The following is a 13,431-nucleotide window of genomic DNA, read 5'->3' on the forward strand; positions in this document are numbered from 1 at the left end:
TAAGGCGAAAATTATGAAAAATAAAAAAGTTATTGTTGGTCTTAGCGGTGGAGTAGATTCTTCTGTTACAGCAGCTATATTATTAGAAAAAGGTTATGAAGTTGAGGGAATATTTATGAGAAATTGAGATAGTAACTTAAATAATGACATTCTAGGAAATAATTTGCAAACAAATATTTGTCCTCAAGAACAAGATTATCTAGATGCTAAAAAAGTGGCAGAAAAGTTAAATATAAAAATTCATAGAATAGATTTTATTAAAGAATATTGAGACTTTGTTTTTGAATATTTTGTTAAAGAATATAAAAAGGGAAGAACACCAAATCCTGATATTTTATGTAATAAGTATATTAAATTTGATAAATTTTTAGATTATGCAATTAATGAATTAGGTGCAGATTATATAGCAATGGGACATTATGCTGGAGTTAGAGTAAATAAAAAAACAAATGAATTTGAATTAATAAGAGGCATGGATGATAATAAAGATCAAAGTTATTTTTTATGTGAATTAAATCAAAACCAACTTTCTAAAACTTTATTTCCTTTACAAGCTTTTGAAAAAAGTCAAATAAGAGAAATTGCAAAAAAATATAAATTAATTACAGCTGAAAAAAAAGATTCTACAGGAATTTGTTTTATTGGTGAAAGAAATTTTACAAAATTTTTACAAAATTATATTCCAAATCAACCAGGAGATATTGTTTATATAAAAACAAATAAGAAAATTGCAGAACATATTGGCGTAATGTATTATACAATTGGACAAAGAAAAGGTTTAAATCTTGGGGGTCAAAAAGAACCGTATTATGTAGCTAAAAAAGATATAGAAAATAAAATACTTTATGTAGCACCTTTAAGTGATGAAAATTATTTAGAATCTAAAAGCTGTATAATTGAAAAATTCAATTTTATATCAAGTTGTAAAAATTATTTTAAAGATAATAAATTTGAATGTAGTGCAAAGTTTAGATATAGACAAAAAGATATAAAAGTTGAAGTAGAAGTGTTAAAAAAGGATAAAATATTAATAACTTATAAAGAACCAGTAAGAGCTGTAACAGAAGGGCAACAAGCAGTATTATATTTAAATGAACTATGTCTTGGTGGGGGAGTTATTGATAAAGTTTTTAAATAATTAGTAAAAAATAAGTTAAAATTAATATGATTTTAAGAAAGAGGAATTTTGCATGATATTAAGTAGTAGTATAAGTACAATAGTTATTGGAGTTGTAGTGCTAGTTGTTTTAGTATTTGTTATTGTTTCATCAATAACAAGTAAAAAAGCACAAAAAGTTGAACAACAAAAAAGAAAAAAAGTTGTTAAAGAAGAAATCAAAAATTATCTTGCAAAAAGTCAAAATATTAAAAATATTAAAGTGGAATATGAAAAAGTTTATGCAAGAAAAGGTCCAGAATATAAATATAGAGACGTATTTGATGTTGTAGTTCAAATGTATGAACCAAAAACAAACAAATTAATATCTACTAATGCTTATGAAGTAGAAGGTATAACTACAAAGTCTGGAAAAAATAATTATGTAACTGCATGACAAGTTAATGGTGAAATAGATCTTGAAAATACAAAAAGAAGAATAGCTATAGCTGAAAAAAAAGTAAAACTTACAAAACAAGAAAAAGTTGTATTAAAAAAAGAAGAAAAAGAAAAAGCTATTGAACATAAAATTCAAATTAAAGAAGAAATGAAAAATATTAAAGAAGAGAAAAAAAATCAAAAAGAAAATAAAGATGCTAATCTTCAAATGGATAAAGCAATTAAAGCAACAACAGTTAAGTTCATACCAAGAAGAAATAAATAACATATTTAAAATATGTTTTTTTGTTTAAAAGAGGTGAAAAAATGAAAAATAATATAAAAGTTTCAAAAGAAGATTTTAAAAGATATATGAGTGAATGTCCTAAAATAGCTTGAATCTTTTATAGTATTGATAACTTTAAGCGTGTAATTGATTTAAAAAAGAAAAAAATAATTGAAACCCATTATAAAGTTTCTCTTGACAGTGATGAAGATTGAGATACTTCATCTGGTTTTAATGCTCTAGATTTATATTCAAATCTTTTAGAAAAAAGTGATCATGAATTAACAAAATCAGAACTTGCTCAAAAAGAAATACTTATAAAACAAATGGAAGATATAAATGGATTTGAAATTTCTGGACTTCCAGCTGAAACTATAGTTGATGGTAATGCAGTTGGAGATGCAGCAAGAGAATATTTTATAGAAGAACTTTATAAAGAAAATTTAAAAAACAAAACTAATTATGAATATTTAGATTTTCAAGAAAAAACTTATCAGGAAAGTATTGAAGAAACTAAAGAAGCGTTAAAAGGTAATAAGATTAAATATTTGTTTGAACCTTCATTTGAATATATGAATGAAATGTTAAAAGTAAGATGTGATATTCTTATTAATCATGGAAATAGACATGTGACAATAATTGAATTTAAAGCTTCAACAACTTCTAAAATAGTTCATTTTTTTGATGTAATGTATCAAAAAAAAGTTCTTGAAAAAAATGGATATATTGTTGATGATGTAAAAATTGGTTTAATAAATAAAAATTATGTAAGAGGAATTGGTATAGATGAAAATAGAACAAATTTCTCTATAATTTCAAGAAAATTAGATTTTGAAAAAGATATAAAACCTTTTTTAAAAAATTTGTTTATTCCAAAAAGTGATGAGTCAGATTTAAATTATAAAGAACTAATAAGAATAACAACAAAATTAGAAACTTCTAAAAAAAATATTGGTATTAATGAAATGATAATTTGTATGGAAGAGAATGGTTTTGATTTTGATGAAAAAATCTTAGAAATTTCAAAATATCTTCAAGATTCCAAAAATATTTTTAATATTGAGTGTGAAAAAGTAGCTTTTGAATATGCTAAAAAATCCTATAAAATGAAAAAATCTATTTGTTATCATATTGTTTCTTATTATGATAAAGAAAAATTTAATTTATATGAATTAACAAGATTTAAATCAAATGCAGCTATTATTCATTCTAGAAAACCAGATAGTATTTATATTGAAAATATTAATAATTTTACAGATAGTATTTTTTTTGAAAAAGATAAACTTTTATTTGGTCAAGATGAGTTAAGAATTTTGCAAAATGTTCAAAGTTATTTAAAAAAAGGATTTCTTTCATCTAAAGAAATTATTAAAGAAAATGCTTATGATACTTTAATTAATTTATTAAAAGATTATTATAAATATCCTGTTTATATGTATGATTTTGAAACAGTTAAATGAGCTGTTCCCAAATATGATAATTCATGATCTTATGAACAAATACCATTTCAATATTCTATTCATGTAATAAATAATCCTAATTATGATTTTAATGATTCAAAAAATACAATGGAGCACTCAAACTTTATTGCAAATAAACAAGAAGATCCAATACCAGAATTTTTATTTAATTTTATAAAAGATTGCTTTGCTTATGGACCTGGAATATATGTTGCTTATAATAAATCATTTGAAAGAAGTGTTATTAAAAATTTAATATATTCTTATCCTGATTTTTCAGCTCCTTTAGAATTTATTTATAATAACACGATTGATTTAATGGAATTTTTTAAAAAAGGAAAAAATAATTGAATTATTTATCATCCTGATTTTAGAGGATCATATTCAATTAAAAAAACTCAACCAGCACTTGATCATTCATTAAGTTATAAAGATTTAAAAATAAATAAAGGAGATAAAGCAAGTCAAACTTTTAGACAATTTTTGGACAATGTAATTAATCAGCAAGAATATGAAGTTATCTTGAAAGAAGATATGCTTAAATATTGTGACAGAGATACACTTGCTATGATTGTAGTATTGCAAAAGATTGTAGATATTGTAAAACAATATAATCCTGATTTTATGAAAGATATTAATAGATTATTGGAGGAAGAGAAAAATGTATAAAGTAGTATTTTGTGGAACACCTCAAATCTCTGTTGAAATTTTAAAAGCATTAGAAAAAATAAATGTAGAAATTGTAGGTGTAATTACTCAACCAGATAAACAAGTTGGACGAAAAAAAGAAATAAAATTCTCTGAAGTAAAAGAATATTGTTTAACAAAAAAATATAAATTATTTCAACCTTATAAAATATCTGAAATTGAAGATCAATTAAAAGATTTAAAACCAGATTTTATGTTAACTTGTGCTTATGGTCAATTTATTAGTGATTCAATTTTAAACATATTTAAAAATTGTATAAATACTCATGCAAGTATTTTGCCAAAATATCGAGGAGGAAGTCCTATTCAGTTTGCAATTATGAATGGAGATAAAAAAACAGGTATTTCTTTAATGAAAATGGTTAAAAAAATGGATGCAGGAGAAGTTTATTATCAAGAAGAAATAGATATTGATGAAAATGATGATTCAGCTACTTTATTTGAAAAAATGGCAATTCTTGGAAAAAAAATGATTAAAGAAAAATTAATGGCTATATTTGATGGAAAATTAGTTGGACAAAAACAAGATGAAAGTAAAGTTACTTTTGCATATAATTTAAAAAATGAAGAAGAAAAAATTAATTGAAATAAATCTGCTGTTGAAATCAATAATTTTATAAGAGCTTTAAGTCCTAAACCTATAGCATTTACTTTTTTTAATAATGAAAGAATAAAAATTAAAAAATCTAGAGTTATTAAAGATAAAGAGAATTTAATAACAATTAATAAAACATTTTCAACAGGAGAAGTTGTTTTAATAGATAAAGAAGGTATTATTGTAAATACAGCAAATGGTTATCTAAAAATTTTGGAATTACAAAGACAAGGAAAAAATATGGTAAAAGCTTCTACTTTTTATGATCCTAATTCATTAATAAAAATAGGAACTAAATTTGAATAGTAAATAAAAAAATATAATAGCATTTTTATATTTAAAATTAATTAAGTTAATATCTACTAAATATATATTTTTTTATATATAATTTACTTATAAATACTAAAGGGAGATTAATTTATGTCAGTAAACGATTTAAGACCTGGAAATACATTCTTATATGATGGAAATATTTTTGTTGTTTTGGAAAACTCATTTTCTAAAACAGGAAGACAACAAGGAAAAGTAACAGTTAAAGTTAAGAATCTTAGAACTGCTGCTAGAGTTGAAATTACATTTACAGGTGGAGAAAAAGTAGAAAAAGCTTTAATTGAAAAAAAAGATATGCAATTTTTATATAATGATGGAAAAAATTGTGTATTAATGAACATTGAAACTTATGAACAAGTTGAAATTGCATCATCAAAATTAGAGTTAGAACTTAAGTTTATAACTGATGGAATTATGGTAAAAATGACAGAATATAATGGTGAAATTTTAGGAATTACAATTCCTGAAAAAATTGAACTTACAATAGTAGAAGCAGAACCTGCTGTAAAAGGCGATACAACTAGTGGTGCTCAAAAAAAAGCAAAAGTTGAAACAGGATTAGAAATTACAGTTCCTTTATTTATTAAAGAGGGAGAAAAAGTCCTAATTAATACAACAGATGGTAAATATTCTGGAAGAGCAAATTAAAAAATAGAATAATAGAGGTATTGAAAATGTACATTTCTATAGAAAGAAATTCTAGAGGTTTTCTAGAAATAGATGAAAAAATATTAAGCAAAATAATTGAATTTGATGTTCGTTCAAATGCAAAAGGATTTAGAGATATTCAAGCTTCAGTAAGTATTCATCAAGAAACTAATTTATTTATTGTTGTTAGAATTTATACTATGGAAAAAGGATTATTTTCTATGGATGGTGCAAAAGTAACTTCAATAATTAATGATTCTTTTTATAAAACCTTAGGAATTAAACCAAAAAACATAGCATTTGCATTTATAAAATAGGTTTAAAATTAACCTATTTTTTATATACTATATATTATATATTGTGTTATGCTATTAAAATATAAAGAAATAGTGTATAATTATTTTGTATTTAAATGGAGGTACTTGGTATGGCCGTAGCTAAAAAAACAACTAGTAATAAAAAGCCTGGTACAAGTGAATATAAAAACCAAAAATTTGGTCCAAAAGCATTAGCATTAATTAATAAATATAATTTACAAACAGATAATAACTATAAAAAATTAATTTCATCATTTGAAAGAATTAACTCATTACCAAAAAATGATCCAAGAAGATCTAATTTAGTTAATTTATGAGAAGGAGAATTTAATAGAATTTTTAAACACTTTTGAAATAATTTTGCAAATGGCAAAAGAAAACAAGAAATTGGTGTTGCAGGTTGAAAAGACAGATTAAATATTAAAACAGTTTCAATGTCTCCAGATGAGAAGAGAAAAGATTTATTGCAAAAACTTTCTCCTAATGTTATTTTTTCAAATAGAAATACAAAAGAAAATATTCTTTCAAGAGCTGGATATCTTAGTCAAGTTAAAAAAGATCAATTTAATTTTACAGCAGCTTCAAAAAGTGGACAAAATATTTATGAAATTGAAAACTTATTAAGTAGTAGTGTAGATAAAAAAGTTATAAGTCAACCAACAAATATTTTACAAAATGCTTTTAATGTATCTCCAAAAAAAGAGATAAAGCAAGAGGGAATTGAAGTTTCAAATTCAATTTCTAATTCAGAACCTATTGCTGATGAAAAAACTGAAATTGTAGTTTCAAAAGTTGTGCCAGATCCAAATTTATTGGAGTTTATAAATGATGGAAAAGTTCGACCTAAATTAAGTGTAGAAGAAATAAAGAATATAAAATTAGAAGAGCAAACAAAAGAAAATGAAAATATTTCAAATCTAAAATTATACTCTAATGCAACAACAATGCAAGAATATAGTGCAAGAGAAAATATGATAAGAGAAGAATTTAATAGAGAAAATAATATTCATATAGACCAAAATCAAATTGAAAGTGAAAGTCAAAATCTTGCTCCTATTGAATTAGGAAGCGAATTTTTTGAAAAACATTTAGTACAGAATTTAAATTCTAAAAAATATACTAAAGTTGATAAAGTATTTGCAAAGAGAGAATATACTATTAAAGATGAAGGAATTGATCCAGAAAAAAGAAATATTCTTTCAAAAGAAGTTTTTGAAATTAATATTGATGAGGATAAAAAAGATTTATCAGAAAAAAGCTTATATGAATATAAAAGTTCTATTTCTAAATCAAAACCATATCATGAAGAAAATCCAGTAGGTTATTATCCAATGACTTATGATTTGTCAAAAAGACCTATAATGCAAGAATTAGTTGATTCTCATGAAAGAGAAGGCCAAGTCTTTGATGAAATGAAAGAAAAAATAGAATTTTTAAGAGAATTAAGAAATGAGCGTCGTCATAGAATTAATATGGTGAAAATTGAACGTGCAAACAGTTATATTGTTGTACGAGCAAGAAGGTTAGCAGAAGCTAGAGAATTAAGAAGATTAAAAAAACGTGAAGACTTTAATCTAAAATCTATTGAAAAAACAGAAAGATTAAGAAGATTACAAGAGAGTCAAAAATTAATTGAATTAATGAAAGAAAGACACTTAAAAAGATCAGAAGAAAAACGTGTTGCTGCAGTTTTAAAATTAGAGCGTGAGAGACGTCTTGAAAGAGATGCAAGATATAGAACAGAAATTGCATCAATTGATGCTCAAATTAGATATGAGCAAGAAATGATAAAACGTACTGAATTAAAAATGAAAGCTTACTTTACAAAAGTTCATGATGACGAATTATTTGATAAATCATTAAAAGTTGCAAAATCAGCTACTCTAAATTATAAAGCAATTGAAGATAAAGCAGAACTTATTCATCAATTAGAAGAGAAAAAACGTAAAGAAAGAGTAGAAAAAATAACTAAAAAATTTATAAAAAATATTGAATAGTTAAAATCATGGACAAGAATTTATTTAAACTTGTCCATTTTTTGTATAAATTTAGTTAAATTTAAGTCAATATAAAGAAAATGCATTTGATAGTGTTTAAAAAGAAATAGGAGATAAAAAATGGCAAAAAAGAATCAAATAAAATTGGAAGAGGATTTTCAATTATTATCACCAAAAGTAAAAAATAGAATTAAAAGTTTAATTGAAAAAAGATTAAATAGTCAAACTATAATGTTATTTGCAAAATAGTATGAAGGCTATGATTTTGAATTTAGAGAAACTTTAGTTGAGTATATTAATTTTTTAATGAAAATTGAAAGAGAGAAATGATTAAAAGAATCAAGCTATTTATATGAAAAACATACTGGAAAAGCATTGCCAAATTCAAAAGAAATACAATTTAATCAAACTCAAGAAAATCTTAAAAAATTTCAAAGTTATCTTAAAACATATATAAATTCTTCTTTAAAAAAAGTAAATGATTTAGATAAAGAGAAAAAAAATCATTCAAAGATCTGAAATTTTTAAACCTTTTGAAATTTCAAATTTAAATGAAACTGAAAATCAAGATAAAAAGCAGCAAAATAAATAGGTTAAGGAAATTAAAAAAGAAAAAGTAATTAAAAAACAAAAAAAACAATTGAGTGCATTAGATAAAATGCTTTTGGAAGCAAAAATAAGAGAAGAAAAAGAAGCAAAAGAATTATCTCAAAAAGAATTAAAAGAAAAAAACTTGCAGAGGAAAAAAGAATTGAGGAAAAAAGAAAACTTGTAGAAGAGAAAAAACTTCAAGCAATTCGTAAAGCAGAATTAAAAAAACAAAAACTTTTAGAGAAAGCAGAAAAAAATAAAGCAAAAGAAAAAAGTTCTAAACAAGTAAATTCAAAAACTTTTACTACTCTTGATATAAAACCATTTAATATAAAAAGAGATTATGAAAAAGAACAAGCAGAAAAAGAAAAACTTTGAAAATAATTATATGGAAAAACAAGAAAAGAATCATTAAAAGATAGAACAAATGATAATTCTAAATTGCAAAAACATGTTGAATATGATAAAAAACCAAATTTTAATCCAGAATCTGAGCTGCAAGAAACTTTTACAATCTTAGATCATACTTTTTCTATGCAAGAAATTATAGATCCAAAAAATAAATATTTTAATTTTTGATATAATTTGAAAAAAAGAACTGGAACATCAAATATAACTGTTTGATTGAAGACTTATCCCAATAAACAAAAGTTTATTCTTAATAAAAGATTAAAATATCAAGAAAATAATGGGTTTTGGGAAAAAATCTGTGAAATTAAAAACAGCACAAAAGCAAAAAGGTTTAAAAGAAGTGGCAACAAAAAAATAACCCAAAAGTCAAGAAAATAAATAATTAAAAACTTGAATATAAACAATATTTTTATAAAATAATTTTGTTAATATATATTAATAAAATTTGATAGTTTATTTTATTAATGATCACAATCAAAAATTTTTAAAAATCAGATGATAGATTTATGTAAAAATATAAAGTTTCATTTTATGACAATATAATAATATATATTGTATTATTAAAAAAATATTTCAATAATATACAAAATGTAATTATTTGATGAAATTAATTTAAAAAAACACTATTATAAAGTGTTTTTTTAAATTTTCTAAATATTAATAGTAATTTTTATTTTTTAATAAAATGAGTAAATAAAGAAATTAACTATTCTAATAAAAGCTAAAATAGTTAACAATATATAAATATTTGTTATAATTAAAAAGTTATATATAAAAGAGGAGAAATTTATATGAAATTTAGTGCAAAAAAGCTTGCTGATAAAGGGCAAGGAATATGAATAGTTACAATAGATGGAAAAGAATGAGAGGAAGCAATTAAAAAGGGTAAAAATAAAGTATCTGTAAATATGGAAATACCAGGTTTTAGAAAAGGTAAAATACCTAAAGAAAAAATTGAACAATATTTAACTCCAGTTAAATATTTAAATGCAGCTGTTCAATCAGTAATTGAAAAGTCTTGAAATTTTGCAAAAGAACAAAAAACTGATGTTGAACCATTTAATTCACCAGTTCCAACACCAGTTAAAATTAGTGAAAAAGAATGTGAATTGCATTTTATATTTGATTTAAAACCTGAAATAAAAATAGGAAATTACAAAGGAATAAAATATAAAGATTTAGTTAAAGAAGAAGTAAAAGTTGAAAAAGAAGATTTAGATAAAGCAATTGATCAATATAGAGAAAGATTTGTAATGGAAAAACAAAAAGAAAAAGTAGAAAAAATAGCTAAAGGTGATTCTGTTATTTTTGATTTTGAAGGTTTCATTGATAATGTTGCTTTTAAAGGTGGAAAAGGAATTGATTTTAAATTAGTTATTGGAAGTGGACAAATGATTCCTGGTTTTGAAGAAAAAATGATTGGTAAAACATTAGGAAAATCATCAATAAATGTTACTTTCCCAGAAAATTACACTCCTGAATTAAGTGGAAAAAAAGCAGAATTTAAATTAGATATAAAAGAAATTAAAGAAAGAGTTTTACCTTCAAAAGATGATGAATTATTAAAAGATTTAAATTTACCAGGAATTAAAACTTTTAAAGAGTTAGAAGATAGTCTAAAAAAACAAATTTTGGAACAAAAGTTAAATCAATCTAAAAATATTTTTGTAAATAATGTAATAGATATAATAAGAAAAGATTCAAAAATTGAAATTCCAAAATCTGCAATTAATAAAGAAATAGATAATTTATATAAAGAATTTGAAGCAAAAGTACAAAGTCAAAAAATTACTATAAAAGAATATAAAAAACAAACAGGTTTAAGTGATCAAGACATTAGAAATGAATTATTTCAAGATGCAAAAAAACGTATTGAAAGTTATTTAATTACAGATCAAGTAAGAAATACAGAAAAATTTGAAGTTTCTAAAGAAGAAATGGAACAAAAATATAGTTCTTTAGCTAAAAATTTTGGAGTAGAACCTGATTTTATTAAAGAATCTTTAATACCAGAAGTGCAAATTAAAGAAGAAATAATTAGAGAAAAAATTGTTGATTTTTTATATTCAAATAATGGTTAAAAAATACAATTAATTGTATTTTTTTAGCACTTAGCACTTGCAAGTGCTAAAAATTGTGTTATCATATTTTTGTACCTAAGGAGGAATAATATGAATAAAAAATTACCTATGCTAATAACACGTGGAAGTTATATTTATCCAACATTTGATCAAGTATTAGAAATTGGAAGAGATAAAACAACACTTGCTGTTAAGGAATCTGTAAAAAAATATGAAGGAAAAATTTTGATGGTTTCACAAAAAAAACCATTAGAAGATGAACCAAAAATTGAAGATTTATTCAAATTTGGAATATTAGCAGAAATAAAAATAAAAAAAGAATGAAAAGATGGTACATTAACTGTAAATATAAAATCAATTTCACGTGCTGAAATTAGTGATATTGAATTAAACGATTTTTATATTGCAAATTATAAAGTAAAAGATAGCCTAAAAAGCTCAAATAAAGAAGCATTAGATAAAATTACAAAATATATAAAAGCAATGATAAGTTCGCAAGATGAATTTCCATCAGAAGTTGAAGAAATTATTAATTCTGCTCCAAAAGAAGTAGATCCAAACTTTATTGTTGATAGTGCAGCAAACTTAATGCCTTTTATGCCTATTGAAAAGAAACAAGCAATTCTTGAAGAATTTGACCCAATAAAAAGAATTGAAATAATTAATGACTTTTTAGATGAAAAACGTCAATCAGCTGATATTGAATCATCAATTAGTAAAAAAATTAAATCAAGAGTTGATGAACAGCAAAGAGAATTTTATTTAAGAGAAAAATTAAAAGCAATTAAAGAAGAATTAGGAGATATGGATGGAGAGGGAGATGATTTAGCAAAATATAGAAAACGTCTAGAATCAGAACCATTCCCAGAAAATATTAAAAAAAGAATACTATCAGAAATAGAAAAATGTGAAGGTATGCCAGCAGCTTCATCAGAGGCAAATATTATAAGAACCTATATTGATTGAATGATGCAAACTCCTTGATGACAAAAAACAGAAGAAAAAACAGATTTAAAATTTGCAAAAAATATTTTAGATAAACACCATTATGGTTTAGAAAAAGTTAAAGAAAGAATTATAGAATATTTAGCTGTTAAACAAAATACTAATAAAGTTAAAGGTCAAATAATTACTTTAGTAGGACCTCCAGGAGTTGGTAAAACAAGTTTAGCAAAATCAATAGCTGAATCAATGGGAAGAGAGTTTATAAAAATGGCTCTTGGTGGAGTTAAAGATGAATCAGAAATTAGAGGTCATAGAAAAACTTATATAGGAGCTATGCCAGGTAGAGTAATACAAGGAATGAAAAAAGCAGGAGTTAAAAATCCAGTTTTCTTACTTGATGAAATTGATAAAATGGCAAGTGATTATAGAGGAGATCCAGCTTCAGCAATGTTAGAAGTATTGGATCCAGAACAAAACTCAAAATTCTCAGATCATTATTTAGAAGAAGAATATGATTTAAGTGATGTTGTATTTATTGCAACAGCAAATTATCCAGAAAATATTCCTGAAGCATTATATGATAGAATGGAAATTATTGAGCTTTCAAGTTATACTGAAATTGAAAAAATGAAAATTGCAGAAGAATATTTAATACCAAAAGTATTAGATGATCATGCAGTTTTTAAAGATCAAGTAGTTTTCACAAAAGAATCAATTAATGAAATTATAAAACACTATACTAGAGAAGCTGGTGTAAGACAATTAGAAAGATGAATTGCATCAATTGTTAGAAAATTTGTTGTAAAAATGTTAAATAAAGAAATTGAAACTTTAAAAGTAACTCCAAAAATAGTTAATGAATTATTGAAAAAACGTATTTTTGAACATACTGAAAAAGAAAATGAAGCACAAGTTGGAGTTGTTACAGGACTTGCATATACTCAATTTGGGGGAGACATTTTACCAATAGAGGTAAATCATTTTCCAGGAAAAGGTGGTTTAGTATTAACTGGTAAACTTGGAGATGTTATGAAAGAATCTGCAACTATTGCATATGACTTTGTAAAATCAAATTATAAAGCATTTGCAATACCTAAGGAAGTATTTAATGAAAATGATATACATATTCACGTTCCTGAAGGAGCTGTTCCAAAAGATGGACCAAGTGCTGGAGTAACAATTACTACTGCAATTGTATCTGCACTAACAAATAAACCAGTTCCAAAAGAAATTGGTATGACAGGTGAAATTACACTAAGAGGTTTAGTATTTCCAATTGGTGGATTAAGAGAAAAATCAATTTCAGCTCATAGAAGTGGATTGAAAAAAATCTTGATACCATTTAAAAATACAAAAGATATAGAAGATATTCCTGAAGAAGTTAGAAAAGAATTGGAAGTTGTTCCTGTTCAAAAATATTCAGAAGTATATGAAAATGTATTTGGAATAAAATTAAGTGATTTAGTTAGAGAATTGCCTATAGCAACTTCTTCAAAAGAAGAAACTAAAAAACCTCATTAATAATTTA

12 protein-coding genes are annotated in these 13,431 nt (G+C 23.7%); all 12 read left to right on the forward strand.

Going from position 1 to position 13,431, the window contains the following annotated elements; all coding sequences use genetic code 4:
* Nucleotides 1-13 precede the first annotated feature (13 nt).
* The 12 genes from mnmA to lon all read left to right on the forward strand — a co-directional run bounded on the left by mnmA (nucleotide 14) and on the right by lon (nucleotide 13,424).
* Nucleotides 14-1,138 (forward strand): tRNA 2-thiouridine(34) synthase MnmA, encoded by a 1,125-nt coding sequence (gene mnmA / locus AACK92_RS02205; protein WP_339021541.1) that lies wholly within the window; start codon nucleotides 14-16, stop codon nucleotides 1,136-1,138.
* 52 nt (nucleotides 1,139-1,190) lie between these two features.
* The gene (locus AACK92_RS02210; RefSeq protein WP_339021543.1) at nucleotides 1,191-1,820 is read left to right on the forward strand and encodes a hypothetical protein; all 630 of its coding nucleotides are present in this window, start codon (nucleotides 1,191-1,193) and stop codon (nucleotides 1,818-1,820) included.
* 41 nt (nucleotides 1,821-1,861) lie between these two features.
* On the forward strand, nucleotides 1,862-3,949 hold the full coding sequence (locus AACK92_RS02215; protein WP_339021544.1) for a DUF2779 domain-containing protein: 2,088 nt from the start codon (nucleotides 1,862-1,864) through the stop codon (nucleotides 3,947-3,949).
* Nucleotides 3,942-4,889: a methionyl-tRNA formyltransferase gene (fmt, locus tag AACK92_RS02220; RefSeq protein ID WP_339021546.1), complete on the forward strand. Its 948-nt coding sequence runs from the start codon at nucleotides 3,942-3,944 to the stop codon at nucleotides 4,887-4,889. The genes AACK92_RS02215 and fmt overlap by 8 nt, the downstream gene beginning before the upstream one ends.
* Before the next feature lie 114 nt (nucleotides 4,890-5,003).
* Nucleotides 5,004-5,561 carry an elongation factor P gene (gene efp, locus AACK92_RS02225; RefSeq protein WP_339021548.1) on the forward strand — a complete coding sequence of 186 codons (558 nt, stop codon included), beginning with the start codon at nucleotides 5,004-5,006 and terminating at the stop codon, nucleotides 5,559-5,561.
* 26 nt (nucleotides 5,562-5,587) lie between these two features.
* Entirely contained in the window at nucleotides 5,588-5,878 is a 291-nt protein-coding gene (locus AACK92_RS02230) for an MMB_0454 family protein (protein WP_339021550.1), read from the forward strand.
* Between the two features lie 110 nt (nucleotides 5,879-5,988).
* Nucleotides 5,989-7,875, forward strand: a complete 1,887-nt coding sequence (locus AACK92_RS02235; RefSeq protein WP_339021552.1) for a hypothetical protein — start codon at nucleotides 5,989-5,991, stop codon at nucleotides 7,873-7,875.
* Nucleotides 7,876-7,995: 120 nt separating this feature from the next.
* Nucleotides 7,996-8,124, forward strand: a complete 129-nt coding sequence (locus AACK92_RS02240) for a hypothetical protein (RefSeq protein ID WP_339021554.1) — start codon at nucleotides 7,996-7,998, stop codon at nucleotides 8,122-8,124.
* 57 nt (nucleotides 8,125-8,181) lie between these two features.
* Complete coding sequence (locus AACK92_RS02245) at nucleotides 8,182-8,403, forward strand: hypothetical protein (protein WP_339021556.1); 222 nt, start codon at nucleotides 8,182-8,184, stop codon at nucleotides 8,401-8,403.
* Nucleotides 8,404-8,907: 504 nt separating this feature from the next.
* On the forward strand, nucleotides 8,908-9,255 hold the full coding sequence (locus AACK92_RS02250) for a hypothetical protein (RefSeq protein WP_339021557.1): 348 nt from the start codon (nucleotides 8,908-8,910) through the stop codon (nucleotides 9,253-9,255).
* Nucleotides 9,256-9,668: 413 nt separating this feature from the next.
* The gene (tig, locus tag AACK92_RS02255; protein ID WP_339021559.1) at nucleotides 9,669-10,958 is read left to right on the forward strand and encodes a trigger factor; all 1,290 of its coding nucleotides are present in this window, start codon (nucleotides 9,669-9,671) and stop codon (nucleotides 10,956-10,958) included.
* A gap of 90 nt (nucleotides 10,959-11,048) precedes the next feature.
* On the forward strand, nucleotides 11,049-13,424 hold the full coding sequence (lon, locus tag AACK92_RS02260; RefSeq protein ID WP_339021561.1) for an endopeptidase La: 2,376 nt from the start codon (nucleotides 11,049-11,051) through the stop codon (nucleotides 13,422-13,424).
* Nucleotides 13,425-13,431 lie beyond the last annotated feature (7 nt).

The sequence above is a fragment of the Spiroplasma endosymbiont of Atherix ibis genome (genome assembly GCF_964020005.1).
Taxonomy (GTDB): domain Bacteria; phylum Bacillota_I; class Bacilli_A; order Mycoplasmatales; family Mycoplasmataceae; genus Spiroplasma_A.